This is a genomic window from Streptomyces mutabilis, assembly GCF_014649815.1.
GTDB lineage: Bacteria > Actinomycetota > Actinomycetes > Streptomycetales > Streptomycetaceae > Streptomyces > Streptomyces mutabilis.
Genome location: NZ_BMTT01000004.1, coordinates 448,040 through 465,219 on the forward strand (window position 1 = coordinate 448,040; position 17,180 = coordinate 465,219).

Sequence of the window (17,180 nt, forward strand, 5' to 3'; positions counted from 1 at the left end):
GGTTCGGGCGGTGGCCTGAACCCGCCACTCCCACGTGCCGCACCGTTCCCCACGCGTGACGGATCCACCGGAATGAGCGGGCGCCACCGGCGGCCGCCGGGTCGGCGCTCGCGTATCGCGTGTCGCGTACCGTCGGAGGGGGACTCATGCGGACGAACATCGGCAGACGATTCACGGGACTGGTCACGGGCGCACCGTTGGCCGCGGGAGCCCTGTTCGCCTCGGCCGCGCCGGTCCGAGCCTACGACCCCGATCCCGGTGTCTGCACGCACTACCGCGACACCGACGGCTGCCCGTGCAGCGGCGGCACGCTCACCGATCCGTTCGACGGCACACACGTCGCGCACCTCGCGGGCGGGCTGGCCGTCAGGATGGAGCTGAACGACGCCGGCTGGTTCGTCGACAAGGTCGAGTTCCACCCGGACGACGAGAAGCTCTGGGTCTACGGCACGAAGAACGACGGCGACACCTTCTACGTGGCCGTCGGCTACTCGCCCGGCGGTTCGTACCACGACCTGGGCACCTTCTCCGCGCCGGGCACTTCGGACACCCGTGGACCTGACGGTGAAGGATCTCGACATCCCGGACGGCGCGTACGTGGACATCACGCTCTACGACGGCTCCGGCCGCGCCGACCACATCGCCGCGGCCCGCGGCACCGGCGCGGCGGTCGCCTGAGCCGGCACGTGACACGGCGATGGCCGCACCCCCGTCGCCGGGGGTGCGGCCATCGACCGTTGTGCGCCTTCGCCTACTTGCGGATCAGGCTGCGCAGCACGTACTGCAGGATGCCGCCGTTGCGGTAGTAGTCCGCCTCACCGGGGGTGTCGATGCGGACGACCGCGTCGAACTCGACACCGGTGTCGGTGGTGACCTTCACCGTGCGCGGGGTGGTGCCCTCGTTCAGCTCGGTGACGCCGGAGACGGAGAAGGACTCCTCGCCGGTCAGGCCGAGGGAGGCCGCGGACTGGCCCTCCGGGAACTGGAGCGGCAGGACGCCCATGCCGATGAGGTTCGAGCGGTGGATGCGCTCGTAGGACTCGGCGATGACGGCCTTGACGCCGAGGAGCGCGGTGCCCTTGGCCGCCCAGTCGCGGGACGAGCCGGAGCCGTACTCCTTGCCGGCCAGGACGACGAGCGGGATGCCCTGCTCGATGTAGTTGCGGGAGGCGTCGTAGATGAACGACACCGGACCGCCGTCCTGGGTGAAGTCGCGGGTGTAGCCGCCCTCGGTGCCCGGCGCGATCTGGTTGCGCAGGCGGATGTTGGCGAACGTACCGCGGATCATGATCTCGTGGTTGCCGCGGCGCGAGCCGTAGCTGTTGAAGTCGCGGCGCTCGACGCCGTGCTCCGTCAGGTACTTGCCGGCCGGGGTGTCGGCCTTGATGGCACCGGCGGGCGAGATGTGGTCCGTCGTCACCGAGTCGCCCAGCTTGGCGAGCACGCGGGCGCCGGAGATGTCCTCGACCGGGGCCGGCTCCATGCCCATGCCCTCGAAGTACGGGGGCTTGCGGACGTAGGTGGACTCGGCGTCCCACTCGAAGGTGTCGCCGGTCGGGATCGACAGCGCCTGCCACTGGGCGTCGCCCGCGAAGACGTCGCTGTAGGACTTGGAGAACATGTCCTCGCCGATGGCGCTGGCGACGACCTCGTTGACCTCGGCCTCGGTGGGCCAGATGTCCTTCAGGTAGACCGGGTTGCCGTCCTGGTCGGCGCCCAGGGCCTCCTTGGTGATGTCCACCTTCATGGAGCCCGCGAGGGCGTAGGCGACCACCAGCGGCGGCGACGCCAGGTAGTTCATCTTGACGTCGGGGTTGATCCGGCCCTCGAAGTTCCGGTTGCCGGAGAGCACCGAGGTGACGGCGAGGTCGTGGTCGTTGACGGCCTTGGAGACCTCGTCCGGCAGCGGACCGGAGTTGCCGATGCAGGTGGTGCAGCCGTAGCCGACGAGGTTGAAGCCGACCTTGTCGAGGTACGGGGTCAGGCCCGCCTTCTCGAAGTAGTCGGTGACGACCTTGGAACCCGGGGCGAGGGTGGTCTTGACCCACGGCTTGCGGGTCAGGCCCTTCTCGACCGCCTTCTTGGCCACCAGGGCGGCGGCCACCATGACGTACGGGTTGGAGGTGTTGGTGCAGGAGGTGATGGCCGCGACCGTCACCGCACCGTGGTCCAGCTCGTAGGTCGTGCCGTCGGGGGCGGTGACCGGGACCGGGTTGGACGGGGCGCCGTTGGGGGAGACGGCCGGGGCGTCGGAGGCCGGGAAGGACTCCTGGCCGGCCTCGTCCACGCTGTCCACGTAGTTGCGGACGTCCTGCTTGAACTGCTCGGCGGCGTTCGCGAGGACGATGCGGTCCTGCGGGCGCTTCGGGCCGGCGATGGAGGGGACGACCGTGGAGAGGTCCAGCTCCAGCTTCTCGGAGAAGTCCGGCTCGGCCTTCGGGTCCAGCCAGAGGCCCTGCTGCTTGGCGTACGCCTCGACCAGGGCGACCTGCTGGTCGCTGCGGCCGGTCAGGCGCATGTAGTTCAGCGTCTCGTCGTCGATCGGGAAGATCGCGGCGGTGGAGCCGAACTCCGGCGACATGTTGCCGATGGTGGCGCGGTTGGCGAGGCTCGTGGCCGCCACGCCCTCGCCGTAGAACTCGACGAACTTGCCGACGACGCCGTGCTTGCGCAGCATCTCGGTGATCGTGAGCACCAGGTCCGTGGCGGTGGTGCCGGGCGTCAGCTCACCGGTCAGCTTGAAGCCGACGACGCGCGGGATCAGCATGGAGACCGGCTGGCCGAGCATCGCGGCCTCGGCCTCGATGCCGCCGACGCCCCAGCCGAGGACGCCGAGGCCGTTGACCATGGTGGTGTGCGAGTCGGTGCCGACCAGGGTGTCGGGGTAGGCCTTGCCGTCACGGGTCATGACGACGCGGGCCAGGTGCTCGATGTTCACCTGGTGGACGATGCCGGTGCCGGGCGGCACGACCTTGAAGTCGTCGAAGGCGGTCTGGCCCCAGCGCAGGAACTGGTAGCGCTCCTTGTTGCGGCCGTACTCCAGGTCGACGTTCTGCTGGAAGGCGTCGTTGGTGCCGAACTTGTCGGCGATGACGGAGTGGTCGATGACCATCTCGGCCGGGGAGAGCGGGTTGATCTTGTTCGGGTCGCCGCCCAGCTCCTTGACGGCCTCGCGCATGGTGGCGAGGTCGACGACGCAGGGCACGCCGGTGAAGTCCTGCATGATCACGCGGGCGGGCGTGAACTGGATCTCCTGCGACGGCTGGGCCTGCGAGTCCCAGCCGCCGAGGGCGCGAATGTGGTCGGCGGTGATGTTCGCGCCGTCCTCGGTACGGAGCAGGTTCTCCAGCAGGACCTTCAGGCTGTAGGGAAGGCGCGCGGAGCCCTCGACCTTGTCCAGCCGGAAGATCTCGTACGACTCGTCGCCCACCTGCAGCGTGCTGCGGGCGTCGAAGCTGTTCGCCGACACGACAGTCTCCTTCATTTATGTGCGCGTACCACCGCATCCTGCCGCCACGCCGCCCTGGCCAATCCGCTAAGGTAAGGCTAAGTTAGGTCACCCTTACCAGGGTGGTGGCTGCGGTACGCCTCGGCAGATATCTCGATGTCGAGATAACTCTAGTACATAGGGGCGGACTGGTCATGCCCGGGCGCAGTGTGGCGTGCGCCCCATCCCGGGTGACCCGTGCGGCCATCAGTACGCCGGACGGGGGTATCCGGGTTGCGCCGGGACCGTGCGCCCGGCTCGACTCGGAAGGAGGCGCGACGCCCCTCACGTTCCGCAAGACCTTCCGGATCCTCCCCGGAGTGCGGCTGAACATCAAAAGCGCTCGCGGTCCCTCACGACCGGCGGCGGGAACGGCCCGCGCCACACACGCAGCAGCACCGGACGCCGTACGACATCGAAGGATTTGCCCGGTCCTTTCGGATGGCGCCGCACGACGACCGGCGGGCGCCGCCGGGGCGGTCGTTGAGGCCCGTCACCCGAGCGGACCCGCCAGGATGCGCCATCTCATATCTGAGATAGCCTCAACCTCATGGCAGACGACTACCTCGTACGCATCGGCAAGCTCATCCGTGACGCCCGGCAGCACCGAGGCTGGACCCAGTCACAGCTTGCGGAGGCGCTCAACACCAGCCAGAGTGCCGTCAACCGCATCGAGCGCGGCAACCAAAACATCAGCCTTGAGATGATCGCCCGTATCGGCGAAGCACTGGACAGCGAAATCGTCTCGCTGGGCTACTCGGGCCCGATGCACCTGCGTGTGGTCGGCGGCCGGCGCCTCTCCGGCGCCATCGACGTCAAGACCAGCAAGAACGCCTGTGTGGCACTGCTGTGCGCCTCGCTGCTCAACAAGGGGCGCACGGTGCTGCGCCGGGTCGCCCGCATCGAGGAGGTGTACCGCCTTCTGGAGGTGCTGAACTCCATCGGCGTGCGCACCCGCTGGATCAACGACGGCACCGACCTCGAGATCGTGCCGCCGGCCGACCTGGACATGGAGGCCATCGACGCCGAGGCCGCCGTCCGCACCCGCTCCATCATCATGTTCCTCGGCCCGCTGCTGCACCGCATGGACCGCTTCCGGCTGCCCTACGCCGGCGGCTGCGACCTCGGTACCCGCACCATCGAGCCGCACATGATCGCGCTGCGCCGCTTCGGCCTGGACGTCGCCGCGACCGAGGGCCACTACCACGCGGTGGTCGACCGGCAGGTGCGCCCGAACCGCCCGATCGTGCTCACCGAGCGCGGTGACACGGTCACCGAGAACGCGCTCCTCGCCGCCGCCCGCCACGACGGCGTCACCGTCATCCGCAACGCCTCCTCCAACTACATGGTCCAGGACCTCTGCTTCTTCCTGGAGGCCCTCGGCGTCCGCGTCGAAGGCATCGGCACCACCACCCTCACCGTCCACGGCATGCCGGTCATCGACGCCGACGTGGACTACTCCCCCTCCGAGGACCCGGTCGAGGCGATGAGCCTGCTGGCCGCCGCCGTGGTCACGGAGTCCGAGCTGACGGTCCGCCGGGTCCCCATCGAGTTCCTGGAGATCGAGCTGGCGGTCCTGGAGGAGATGGGCCTCGACCACGACCGCACCCCGGAGTACTTCGCCGACAACGGCCGCACCCGCCTGGTGGACCTCACCGTCCGCCCCTCCAAGCTCGAAGCGCCGATCGACAAGATCCACCCCATGCCCTTCCCGGGCCTGAACATCGACAACGTCCCCTTCTTCGCGGCCATCGCGGCCTCGGCCCAGGGCCAGACCCTCATCCACGACTGGGTCTACGACAACCGCGCCATCTACCTGACCGACCTCAACCGCCTCGGCGGCCGACTCCAGCTCCTGGACCCACACCGCGTCCTGGTCGAGGGCCCCACCCGCTGGCGCGCCGCCGAGATGATGTGCCCACCGGCCCTGCGCCCCGCCGTGGTCGTCCTGCTGGCGATGATGGCGGCCGAGGGCACGTCCGTGCTGCGCAACGTCTACGTCATCAACCGCGGGTACGAGGACCTGGCGGAGCGGCTGAACTCGATCGGGGCGCAGATCGAGATCTTCCGGGACATTTGATACGGCGATGCCGCCGCACCCCGTCTGACCTGCTTCTTAGCGGGACAGGGAGGGGTGCGGCGGCATCTCTGGGACTTCTCTGGGACTTTGCGCCTGCGGCGGGCTACGAGCCATGTTCCAGGGGCTCTGGCGACCGGCCTCGGTTACGCGAAGATCGCGTCGATGGCGGCGCTGCCCCGTGCGCCAGCGCGGGGCAGGAAGTGGGAGTACTTCCGCAGCGTGAACCCGGGGTCGGAGTGCCCCAGCCAGCGTGCCAGGGAGATGACCGATTCGCCAGCCTCCAGTTCCTCGGAGGCGTAGAAGTGGCGCAGGGCGTGGAAGCCGTGCTCTCGGGACGGCTCCCACACGCGAGCACCGACCATGCTGGCCTCGTCCAGCGGGGCGATCACTCCTGCCTCGGCCAGAGCGGGCTTCCACACGTAGGAGTTGAAGTAGTTCCGGTTGATGGCCTTCCGTTCACGCCCCGTCACCAGGAGGCTGTAGGTCCTCGGCCGCCGGTGCTTGGCTTCCACCGGCGTCTCGGCCGGAGTCGGATCGTCCCAGGGCAGCGTGACCGGCACCGGCGCGAACTGTTCCATGTGCTGCCGGATGGCCCGGGCCACGCTGGCCGGCAACGGCACGTCCCGGACCTTGCGCCCCTTGGGGAGAGCGAAACACAGCTTCGCCCGCACCATCTTGATCTGCCGCCGGACGTGCACGACCTCCTTCTCGAAGTCGATGTCGTCCGCGGAGAGCCCGAGCGCCTCTCCTTGACGGAGCCCGAGACCTGCTCCGATCACGAGGAGGAGCCGGTAGCGATCCGGCAGGGCCTCCCGTACGGCCAGCACCCGTTCAGGCGGCCACGCCTCAACCCTGCCAGGGGCCGCGGGCGGGGGCCCGACCGTGCTGGACCGACATGGGTTACGTCCGAGGCGACGATCCTCGACGGCGGCTTGGAGGACGCTGGACAACGTTGCCCAGACCAGGCGGATGGAAGTCGGACCGAGGTCTTTCTCCAGCCGCTTCTTCCAGTGGCGGAGAACTTCCGTACCGATGGCGTTGAGCGGCTGAGCACCGAGATGGGGAACGATGTGCCGCCGTACCCTCTGCTCGATCCGCTCGATCGTGGACGGGTCACCGCTCTGGGTGGGCCACCAGTGGGTGGCGATGTAGTCCTTGAGGGAGATGGCCCCGTCGCGGGGATCGACGAACTCGCCTCGGCGTGCGTCGGTCTGGGCCTGGGCGAGCCAGGTCTTGGCGTCCTGGAGGGCGTCGAAGGAACGGTCCTTGACGCCGGGGATGCCCTTGACGCGGTAGCGGGTGCACTTGCCGTACATGGCGGTGCGGTCGCGTTTGCCGGTTTTCGGATTCGGGCGCTTCTTCAGCCATCGGTCTTCTATGTAGCCGGCCAGGTGGAACTCCTTTGCAATGGGGGCAGCGGCGGCGTTCTACGACGCAGGAGGCCGTGTCAGGCGGTGGTAAAGCGGGCGGAACGCTCCTGAGGTCGGACGCTGAGCGGGTTGAGGGCGGGATTGGAGCGGGAGTCGGCCTGCTCCTGTTCACGGACCCAGGCGTCGAGGGCTTCCACTCGGTACATGACGCGACCGCGGGGGCCCATGCGGAAGCTCGGCGGTCCCTGACGGCGGTGGCGCCAGACGTAGAGGGTGTGGGGTGAGAGGCCGAGGTAGTCGGCGGCGTCCTTCACGGTCAGGAAGGCCGTGCGTACGGCCGTGGAGGAAGCAGTGGGGGCAGGCAAGGGTCGTGCAGGCATCTGGGGTTCTCTGTGAGGGACGGGAGAGGGGCGCCCGGCTGGGCGGAAACCATTGGTCCGCCCAGCCGTTGCCTGTCGTGAGGCAGGGACGAATCACGGCGAAGCCGCGACTCGGAGTACCGCTACGGACGCCGTGCGGTCCGATTCGGCTGGCTCGGCAGGTCAGGAAGGGCCAAAGCGGCTTCGAGTCGGTCCCAAGGGATTTCGTCACGTGTCGGCTTGCGAAGGCAGTCCGCGAAGCGTTCGGCGAGGCGAGGAGCGCTCATTCCGGCGCATTCGGCCACCGCAAGGATGTGCCCAGCCGTCTGGTCGCCGTTCTTCAGCCACGCAGCGATGCGCGCGTCACGGAGAGCAGAGACATGCCTGCCGAGCGGTGAGTCGAGTTCATGCGCCTGCAGAACCGCCGCCCGCGCTTGCCGCCAGACCTTCCGGTAGACCTCGGCGGTCAGCGGCCGTCCATCGTCGAGAGCGAATATCGCGTCCTCCGGGTGGAGATCGCGCCGGATGGTCTCCACCGTCAGGATCGCCGCCAAGTCGCGGCAGAGGGGGACACGCCGTACGGCGCCCGCGCGGTCCGAATCCTTCTCGCGGCGCTCTTGTGCCTGAGGATGGACCAGGAGCCAACTGGCGCCGTCTTCTGCGATTTCCACGTCTCGAACGCGCAGCGCCAGGGCTTCCTCCGGGCGCAGTGCCGCGAGAGCGATGGAGGCCAGGAAGGCGCGCAGAACGAGGCCGTCCTGCGGTTGTTCGCCAGCCCAGTCCAGGATCGCGAAGCACTGCCGATCGGAAAGATGAAACGTTCCTTCACTAACAACTGCGGCCACGGGAAAGCTCCTTGAAGTGAGGTGTGGGAATAGACACAGCCGTCCGGCCATGGCATGCACATCGCACGGCGACCGGACTTCTCCAATGGTCCGAAGGATCGCCGGTTTGGCTAACCGGCGATCCTCGGCTATGTTGCCCCGCTCACGCACACACTCTTCCGCGAGCTGATCTAGGTTCGCTTGCTTCGCCGCACGATTCCAGTCCCTTCCGGGATCAACATGTCTGCCGTCGGCGAACCACACGACAAACCGCCACGCTGGCGGCAGAATCACCAGAATCGACCCATCGAGCAGTCGGCCCTGAACGGACGGAAACGCCGGAACAGAGCAGGTGCCTTCTAAACACCTGCTCTGAACTCTTGCCCCAGTAACTCCGGACTTCTGAACCGCCCACATCGGCGAGATCGACACGCAGAGAAAGATCGCCGAAACCAAGGGCGAGATCGTCGAAGCCTTTGCCCGCCCGACGGACTCGCCGTCCCAAGCTCTGACGACCTCCACGTCACGGCCACGGTCGAACGCACCGACGCCCGCGCCTCACCTACGGCCTGGACACAACCGTCGGGATTCGCGCCACCGACCGCCCTCAACGACCGGGGTCGGCCCTCCTACACGGCCACCTCTCCGGAGGGAGCGGTCTCTTGCGTATCGCCATCAGCGTCTTCGTCTGGTGACGTGGCAGCCTCTACAACCGCCCCCAAGAGCTCGTTGATGGTGTTTCGGTATGCCTCCGCGAGCTCGGCAAGCTCTTTAATTACAGCCGCCGTGCCGGACCCGCCGGCATCAGCATCGGCGCCCGCAGAAGTCTCCACCTCGTCCCTCCGCTGGAGGGTTGCTGCCCTTCTCGGCAAGTGGGCCGCATATCGGAGTACGGCCGATTCACCCTCGGTGAGGTGGCCCCCGAAGCTGTTCAGCCACCCTTCTTCGGCCTCCGGACGGTCGTCGGTCGTCAGGTCGACAAGGATGGCCAAGATATTGTGGTGAATCTCGTGCAACCGCGCCGGCACGGTAGGCCGAGACCACCTGTCGTTCCCCGGTTCAGGAAGCGCATCGAGGGTCGCAGCCAATTTTGCCGCGTACGGGGGCGGCCATCCGGAGGGCCACGAGGAGCGGGCTTGCCAGAGTCGCAGGATCGCGTCCCGTGCCTCAGCGGTGCGGGCTGCGGCGTCCGGGGCGTTAGTCTCGCGCGCTTGGTCGGCTTCCGTCACAAGGCGGGCTGTGTAATGAGCAAGCCAACGGATCAGGGTGTTATTGGTGTGCTCGTCACCGAACTCGTCCAGGATACGTTCACCCAGCTCCGCGACGGTATCCACTGGCGGTGAGGGATCCGGTGGCGTCGAGGAGATAGATGCGGCTGACGGGGATCCGGTACCCGTCGCGTCGTTGTCCGGTTCGGCGCCGTGCAATCTGAACCTCCGTGATGAGGCATTTCCGTGTGGCAGAGAGGTACCGCAGCAGTGCGTCTCGCTTGACGTGGACACGATAGCCGGATGACGCCAACGAAGATTTCGAGTCATTCCCTGGGTCTGGGTCGGCCCATTGCTGCGCCTGTGCCACGACGCGTCCGTCGTGCGCTGTCAGCACGAGACGGGTCGCGTCGAGTGCTGTGCGGCTCTGAGCCCTGAACGCCTTCCCGGGAAGTGGAAGCTCGCGACGCATTTCATATGCATATACGTCGTGTCGGTCAAGGTACCCAGTCGGCTCATAAGGATCCAGAATCCATCCGCTGAGGCGGAAGGCGCCGGCATCGACTTCGAAGTCTTCCTCTTCTTCGTCGGGCAGCTTCCAGTCCGTCGGGTCGGAAGCCGCAGCGAGAGCACGCTGCAGATCGGTGGCGCGGCGAGGATCGACAAGGGCGGAAGTGACTCTCACTGTCTCGTAGGCGTCGGGGCCATGAAGTTGGACACTAACTTGATCTTTAACGTGCGCCGTCGAACGGTGCGTCGTACTTGATCACTCGGTTCGGTGTCCGCCGTACACGGAAGCGGCCTTCGTCTGAACATGTGCTCCGACCAAGGAACACACACGTCCAGCACGAAGGCCGTGAGGATGAGTCTGCTGCATCGCGATGTCCGGCGAGAGCCGCCAGTCGAACTGTCACGCTTCCGGGGCGAGTTCTACTCCTGTCTCACCGCTCGTTCGGATGCGCTGTTCGAGCTGGCGGATGCGGTTCTGTGCGGTGATGGGCCGGTGAGATCCCTGGCCGAGCTGTCGCTGGTGGGCGAACACCGCCGAGGGCACGGAGGACTCTACGCCGCTGTCTCAAAGGGCCGGGTCGATGCGGATCGGATGCGGCAGGCTCTGGCCTCGGTGTCCCTGCCGCGGGCGGCCGACGGCCGGCTGGTCCTGGCCGTCGACATCACTTGCTGGCTGCGGCCGGACGCCCACACCTCACCGGAGCGGATCCTGTGTCACACCTACGGCCGGGGCAAGGACCAGCACATCCCCGTCCCCGGCTGGCCGTACTCGATCATCTGCGCGCTCGAGCCGGGCCGCAGCTCGTGGACCGCCCCGCTGGACGCTCTGCGTCTGGCGCCTGGGGACGACAGCGCCACCGTCACCGCCCGGCAGTTGCGCGAACTGGTCGAGCGGCTGATCACCGCAGGCCAGTGGCAGGTCGGTGATCCGGATGTCCTCGTCATCGCGGACGCTGGATACGACGCGCCCCGCCTGGCTCACCTCCTGCGGGATCTGCCGGTGAAAGTCCTGGCCAGGATGCGGTCGGACCGCGTCCTGCGCAGGCCAGCCCCGCCACGGCAGCCTCACACCATGGGCCGGCCGCCCCGGCACGGCGGCGAGTTCGTCTTCGGGCAGCCTGACACCTGGGGCACCCCGGACACCCACACGGTCACCGACACGCGCCTCTACGGCACCGCCGTCGCCAGGTCCTGGGACCGGCTCCATCCCAAGCTCACGCACCGTTCTTCCTGGGCCGCGGCCGACGGTTCACTCCCGATCGTCGAGGGGACAGTGATCCGCTTGGACATCGATCATCTGCCCAGCGGAGCCACCCCGAAGCCGGTCTGGCTGTGGTGGTCGGGCACCGGCGCCACCGAAGCGGACGCCGACCGACTCTGGCAGGCATACCTGCGTCGCTTCGACATCGAGCACACCTTCCGCCTGTTCAAGCAGACGCTCGGCTGGACCTGCCCGAAGATCCGCGCCCCCGAGGCGGCCGACCGCTGGACCTGGCTGATCCTCGCGGCTTACACCCAACTGCGGCTGGCCCGGCCACTCGCAGCCGACCGGCGTCGCCCATGGGAGAGGCCCGTTGCCTCAGACAGGCTGACCCCGGCACGTGTCCGCCGCGACTTTCGGCACATCCGCCCCACGGTCCTCTGCCCGGCCGGGGCACCGAAATCCACCCGCCCCGGACCTGGACGACCTCCCGGCCGGAAGAACACCCGGCCCACCCCACGCCACGACGTCCACACACCCCGCAAAACGAGGGCTACCACGTCCCGGAACAGGAAGTCGACCACTCCCCGCCCCCGCCGCACAGGTTAAAGATCAAGACTAAGGGCTGTCCCGCAACTCTGGAGACCGCTTGTCGGCGTCCGATTCGACCTGATCGGCCGGGATGCTATTGGGGTCGCAAGTTGGGTCAGAACCGGACAAGGCGATCCGGCGGCGGTGGCTCTCCAACCCTTGCTCCGAGTTACGGGACAACGCTTAGCCACCACACGGGTCACGTCCGATGCACCGTCGTCACCGATCAGTCCTAGAGCACTGTCGAAGTCAGCCGACGATGGGGGGTCCCACGTCTCCGACCCCACCCGGGAGAACAGGAACTCGGCCTCGGCCGGGAGCGGCGTCCCGAGGTCTGCGAGCCAGCCGGTCGGGGCTGGGAGATGTGGCAGGAGCCAGTCCGCCCAGGAGTCAGCCTGATCATGTGTCCAAGTTCCGGCACGGGCTGGACGGTTTTCGTCGGCGAGACGTCCGGCCGTGGCCATCATGGCGTGATATTCGATGTAGAGTCGGAGGCTCTCCTCACGAGGAATGCTTCCCTGTCTGTGACTGGTGCGTTCCCAGGCGCGCTCGTCTCGCTGTCAACGGCCATTTCGTTCTCCCCGTATGTGAAGTCCTACGGGTTGTTGGACAGTTCTGTCCCGGTTGATCCTGGACGGTCTCACGGCGGTTTTGACGGTCTCGGCACATCCTGGACGACCGTGGCTCGTTGGTCCTTCCATGACGGAAACGCATGAGCCTGAGCCAGTGGACGACCGGCGGTGGATGGCTGAGCACCGTTACCGGGCGGTGCTCCAGGTGCTGGACGGGGCGCCGGTCGCGCAGGTAGCCCGCCAGTTCGGTGCGTCACGGCAGTCGGTGTACACCTGGATCGAGCGGTACCACGCCGGCGGGCTGGACGCGCTGGTGGACAAGTCGCGCCGACCGCACGTCTCGCCACACCAGGTGCACGCCGAGGTCGAGGCTCTGGTCTGCGAACTGCGCCGCTCCTACCCACGTTGGGGCGCCCGCCGGATCGTCCACGAGCTGGGCCAGCGCGGGCTGGTGCCAGTGCCCGGCCGGTCCACCGTGCACCGGATCCTGACCAGACATGGACTGATCAACCACCAGGAGCAGAACCACCGCCGTGTCTACCGCCGCTGGCAGCGCGACGCCCCGATGCAGCTGTGGCAGCTGGACATCATGGGCGGGGTGTTCCTGGCCAGCGGGCGCGAATGCAAGCTGGTCACCGGCATCGACGACCACTCACGGTTCATCGTGATCGCCAAGGTGGTCGCCGAGCCGTCTGGCCGCGCGGTGTGCACCGCCTTCGCCGAGGCCATGACCGCCTACGGGGTGCCCTCGGAGGTGCTGACCGACAACGGCAAGCAGTTCACCGGCCGCTTCACGAAGCCGGTCCCGGCCGAAGTCCTCTTTGAGCGGATCTGCCGGGAGAACGGCATCACCGCGCGGCTGACGAAACCCCGATCACCAACCACCACCGGGAAGATCGAGAGGTTCCATAAGTCCTTGCGGCGTGAACTGCTCGACCATGTCAGTGGGTTCGCGGACCAGGCAACAGCCCAGGCCGCCATCGACGCCTGGGTGCATGGCTACAACCACAGCCGGCCGCACCAGGCCCTCGACATGGCCGTGCCCGCCGCCATGTTCCGCCCCGTGGCCCAGGACCCGCAGCAGGACCGGCACGAGGTACACCTGCCCAAGCCGCAGGACGAGACAATGCCGACGACGGCCGAGCTGCTGGCGCCGCAGCTGCCCGCGCTGCTGCCATCACCACGGTTGCCCGTCGACGAATCCCAGATCAGGGCCGTGGAGTTTGAGGTGCTCATCTCGCCGATCGGCCGACTGTGTTTGCCCTCCGGTCAGCAGCTGAAGTTCCCCGCCGCGCTGGGCGGACGAACCGCCACCATCTGGGCCGATGAGCGCAGCATCCACGTCTTCGTCGACGGCGAACTCGCCCGCACCCGCACCTCCCAGTTCACCGCGGCCGACCTGAAGGCGTTGGTGCAGCGCGGAGGGCCGATCGCCGGCCCCGAACCAGCGACGCCCGCCCTGCCCGACGGGCTGCAGGCCCCGCTCGTGGTCGAGGTCGACCGGCTGGTCGGCCGGGACGGCGACGTCGGCCTTGGCGGGCAGCGCGTCAAGCTGGCAGCCCAGCTCACCGGACAGCAGGTCACCCTGCGGTTCGAGGGCCAGCTGATGCATGTCATCGCCGACGGCCGGGTAGTGAAGACGCTGCCCGCGCCCATCCCACCGGATCAACGAACGCAGATCAGCGGGGTCCGCAGCCCGCGCACCGCGATCATCCCTCCTTCGGCGCAGGCCCTGCGGGCTCAGCGCAAAGTGCCCGCGGACGGCGTGGTGATGGTCGGCGGCCAGCGCCTGCGGATCGGCCGGGCTCATGCTGGGAAAGCCGTGACCATCCTCATCGAGGACACCGTCTTCCGTGTCCTCGACGGCGACGTCGAACTGTCCACCCATGCCCGCACCAGCGACAAGCCGATCAGGCAGTTCAAGGCGGTCGCGCGCACGAGGAAGTAGCGGCTGTCCAGCATCTACCGGTGACGTCCAGCATCTCGTGGGACCAAACTGTCCAAGATCTCGCGGGACCTCACACCGTCAGTCATGCGGCTGTTCTCCTCCGGGCGGACGACCGTGACGGCGTCGGCCTGGGTGGAGTCACCACGTGGCGGAACTGTGATGAGTCACGCCGGAAGGCGGACAAGCTGCTGATCAAGCCAACGGGTGGGCCAGGCCGACGCCCGCGTCCGGCAGACATCTCGGGGGAACGGCAGCCCCTGACGGAACGCCAGTTACCTTGCGAGTCATGCCGGATCACGAGCGCCGAGCCTGGCAGCAACCCATCCCGGGCCGCAGAAGAACTCTCACAGTTATCTTCTTCGCGGTCCTGCAAGAGGGCCGCTGACCCCCGGGCCCGGCATGCCTGTTGCCCCCTGTCGAAGGGATGACCTGGGGGGTGGTGTCACCGGGCCCGAGGGGTGCCGTCAGAGACGCTGATCAGAGGTCCGACCACCGCCCGGCCGCAATGCCAGGCCGCTCGCGGGCGGCAGGTCTGCATAACGTGGATGCGCGAGAACGGCCCCCACCGCCGAGGCCGGCACACGTCGACACATGTGGGGGCACGGTGATCAGCATCGACGGGGTGGGCGTCTTCCTGGGCCTGGACGTCGGCAAGCAGACCCATCACGGACACGGACTGACTCCGGGCGGGAAGACGGTGTTCGACAAGCAGCTGCCGAACAGCGAACCGAAGCTGCGGGCCGTCTTTGACAAGCTCACGGCCAAGTTCGGTACCGTCCTGGTGGTCGTGGACCAGCCCGCCTCCATCGGCGCCCTGCCGCTGACCGTCGCCCGGGACGCCGACTGTCAGGTCGCCTACCTGCCAGGCGATCGCCGACCTCTACCCGGGCGAAGCCAAAACCGACGCGAAGGACGCCGCCGACATCGCGGTTGCTGCCCGCACCATGCCCCACACCCTGCGCACCCTCGACTTGACCGATGAGGTCACCGCGGAGCTGACCATGCTCGTCGGCTTCGACCAGGACCTCGCCGGCAGGGCCAACCGCACCTCCAACCGCATCCGCGGCCTGCTCACCCAGTTCCACCCCAGCCTCGAACGCGTCCTGGGCCCGCGCCTGGACCACGCAGCCATCACCTGGCTCCTCGAGCGCTACGGATCCCCGCAGGCACTCCGCAAGGCAGGCCGCCGCAGGCTCGTCGAGGTCATCCGCCCGAGGGCACCGCGCATGGCCGGGCGGCTGGTCGACGACATCTTCACCGCTCTCGACGAGCAGACCGTCGTCGTCCCCAGCACCGGCACCCTCGACGTGATCGTGCCCTCGCTGGCGAAGTCGCTGGCCGCCGTTCACGAACAACGCCGGGCCCTGGAGGCCCGGATCGAGGCCCTGCTGGAGGCCCACCCTAATGGGCAGTGATGCGGGGCACCGCCAGGCCCACCCCGGCCCGTCGAGGCCCTGAAAGAGACTGCGGGCCCCGCATCACTCGTAGTGCTGGTCGGTTCCGGAGAAGCCGTACACACCCCCTGGGACCGGATCCCTTGGTCAAGAGCCGGCCTCCGGGACCGTCCAGCGCTACGAGCACGACAACCGCATCCAGTTTGATGATCGGATCGTTGGGGTTTGTGGTCCGAGCCGCCCACAGGGATCACCTCTCACCACGCCTGGAGCCACCGAGCTCTGGAGCAGACCGAGGGCCCTGCGGGCCGCTGGGGTCACGAACGGCTGATCGGATGCAGGGCCATCGAGCCCTTCCATTAGGGAGACGCGTGCCCCCGCACGGCTGCGACCAGCAGCACGCCCCCGACCGAGAGGACGAACACGACACGATGACCGTCACCTGCTGAATCGACTGGGCCAGCGACCACCACGACGTCGCCCTGGTCGACCACGAGGGAACCCTGCTGGCAAGGGCCCGGATCACCGACGACCTCGACGGCCTGCACCAGCTCCTCGAACTCCTCACCACCCACGGCGACACCGCCAACACTCCGGTCCCCGTCGCGATCGAGACCTCCCGCGGCCTACTCGTCGCCTGCCTCCGCGCGACCGGCCGGCCCATCTACGCGATCAACCCGATGGCCGCCGCCCGCTACCGCGACCGCCACGCGGTCACCCGCAAGAAGTCCGACCACCTCGACGCCATGGTGCTCGCGAACATCCTGCGCACGGACAGCGCCGCCCACCGGCCTCTGCCCGACGACAGCGAGCTTGCCCAAGCGATCGCCGTCCTGGCCCGCGCCCAGCAGGACGCCGTCTGGGACCGCACCCAGGCGGACAACAAACTCCGTTCCCACCTGCGTGAATACTTCCCCGGCTTCCTCGCGGTCTTCCAGCACAACCGCGAAGGGATCAGCAGCAACATCGCCCGCACCGTGCAGGCCGCAGCCCCCACTCCCGATCAGGCAGCGAAGCTGACCCGCGTCCAGCTGCGCGCGCTGCTGAAGAAGGCCGGCCGCCAGCGTGGCATCGAGGCAGAAGCCGAACGACTGAGAGACGCCCTGCGCATCCCGCAGATGCGCCAGCCCCACCAAGTCGAGCAAGCCATGGGACGCCAGGCCATCGCCCTGCTCAGACAGCTTGATGCCGCCTGCATCAGCGTCGACGACCTTGCCGAAGCGACGGTGGAGTCTTTTGATACGCACCCGGACGCCGAGATCATCCCCAGCTTTCCAGGGCTCGGGTCACTCACCGGCGCCCGGGTGCTCGCCGAGATCGGCGACGACCGATCCCGATTCACCAACGCGAAAGGCCTCAAGTTTTTCGCCGGGGCCGCGCCGGTCACCCGGGCGTCCGGCAGAAGCCTCGCGGTCATGGCCCGCAGGGTCAAGAACCAGCCCACATACCGGCCTGACCCTCTACCAGGTCCTCGACGTCCTCCAGGACCTGCTGAGGTGCTGGACCGGCACCTGCACCACCTGCGGCCGACCACTCACCACACGCAGAATCAGACCCAGAACCTAACGAAGCACTACTAGGGTCCGTCTTCAAACGGATCTTGCCCAGAGTAGGAATGAGGCGAGATTGACCGCTG

Annotated in this window: 10 protein-coding genes and 3 pseudogenes; 7 read left to right on the forward strand and 6 right to left on the reverse strand. The window is 67.9% G+C overall.

Annotation, left to right across the window (positions count from 1 at the left end; genetic code table 11):
• The first annotated feature begins 146 nt into the window (after positions 1 to 146).
• Positions 147 to 806: a hypothetical protein gene (locus tag IE142_RS12835; protein ID WP_306432545.1), complete on the forward strand. Its 660-nt coding sequence runs from the start codon at positions 147 to 149 to the stop codon at positions 804 to 806.
• Here the strand turns inward: IE142_RS12835 and acnA are convergent.
• Entirely contained in the window at positions 752 to 3,469 is a 2,718-nt protein-coding gene (acnA, locus tag IE142_RS12840) for an aconitate hydratase AcnA (protein WP_043383038.1), read from the reverse strand. The genes IE142_RS12835 and acnA overlap by 55 nt on opposite strands.
• A 326-nt stretch (positions 3,470 to 3,795) precedes the next feature.
• On the opposite strand from acnA, the pseudogene IE142_RS36535 reads away from it, so the two are divergent.
• Positions 3,796 to 3,974: pseudogene (locus IE142_RS36535) on the forward strand (DUF4236 domain-containing protein).
• Positions 3,975 to 4,037: 63 nt separating this feature from the next.
• A complete protein-coding gene (locus IE142_RS12845; RefSeq protein ID WP_191885851.1) occupies positions 4,038 to 5,567 on the forward strand; it encodes a helix-turn-helix domain-containing protein in 1,530 nt (509 codons plus the stop codon).
• Between the two features lie 143 nt (positions 5,568 to 5,710).
• Here the strand turns inward: IE142_RS12845 and IE142_RS12850 are convergent, their stop codons facing one another.
• The 4 genes from IE142_RS12850 to IE142_RS12865 form a co-directional block, all read right to left on the reverse strand.
• The gene (locus IE142_RS12850) at positions 5,711 to 6,931 is read right to left on the reverse strand and encodes a tyrosine-type recombinase/integrase (RefSeq protein ID WP_191885879.1); all 1,221 of its coding nucleotides are present in this window, start codon (positions 6,929 to 6,931) and stop codon (positions 5,711 to 5,713) included.
• 83 nt (positions 6,932 to 7,014) lie between these two features.
• Positions 7,015 to 7,317: a helix-turn-helix transcriptional regulator gene (locus IE142_RS12855; RefSeq protein WP_191885852.1), complete on the reverse strand. Its 303-nt coding sequence runs from the start codon at positions 7,315 to 7,317 to the stop codon at positions 7,015 to 7,017.
• A 122-nt stretch (positions 7,318 to 7,439) separates the two neighbouring features.
• The gene (locus IE142_RS12860; protein ID WP_191885853.1) at positions 7,440 to 8,141 is read right to left on the reverse strand and encodes a site-specific integrase; all 702 of its coding nucleotides are present in this window, start codon (positions 8,139 to 8,141) and stop codon (positions 7,440 to 7,442) included.
• Between the two features lie 608 nt (positions 8,142 to 8,749).
• The gene (locus tag IE142_RS12865) at positions 8,750 to 9,112 is read right to left on the reverse strand and encodes a hypothetical protein (protein ID WP_191885854.1); all 363 of its coding nucleotides are present in this window, start codon (positions 9,110 to 9,112) and stop codon (positions 8,750 to 8,752) included.
• A gap of 1,078 nt (positions 9,113 to 10,190) precedes the next feature.
• Between IE142_RS12865 and IE142_RS12870 the strand changes: the two genes are divergently transcribed.
• The 3 genes and pseudogenes from IE142_RS12870 to IE142_RS12880 form a co-directional block, all read left to right on the forward strand.
• Positions 10,191 to 11,648: an NF041680 family putative transposase gene (locus tag IE142_RS12870; protein WP_191885855.1), complete on the forward strand. Its 1,458-nt coding sequence runs from the start codon at positions 10,191 to 10,193 to the stop codon at positions 11,646 to 11,648.
• 681 nt (positions 11,649 to 12,329) lie between these two features.
• Entirely contained in the window at positions 12,330 to 14,150 is a 1,821-nt protein-coding gene (locus IE142_RS12875) for an IS481 family transposase (RefSeq protein ID WP_191885856.1), read from the forward strand.
• A gap of 604 nt (positions 14,151 to 14,754) precedes the next feature.
• Positions 14,755 to 15,553, forward strand: a pseudogene (locus IE142_RS12880) (IS110 family transposase); the annotation flags it as partial.
• Positions 15,554 to 15,903: 350 nt separating this feature from the next.
• Here the strand turns inward: IE142_RS12880 and IE142_RS36540 are convergent.
• On the reverse strand, positions 15,904 to 16,119 hold the full coding sequence (locus IE142_RS36540) for a hypothetical protein (RefSeq protein ID WP_229830404.1): 216 nt from the start codon (positions 16,117 to 16,119) through the stop codon (positions 15,904 to 15,906).
• Here IE142_RS36540 and IE142_RS12885 point away from each other — a divergent pair.
• Positions 16,027 to 16,983, forward strand: a pseudogene (locus tag IE142_RS12885) (IS110 family transposase); the annotation flags it as partial. The gene IE142_RS36540 and the pseudogene IE142_RS12885 sit on opposite strands and share 93 nt — an antisense overlap.
• Positions 16,984 to 17,180 lie beyond the last annotated feature (197 nt).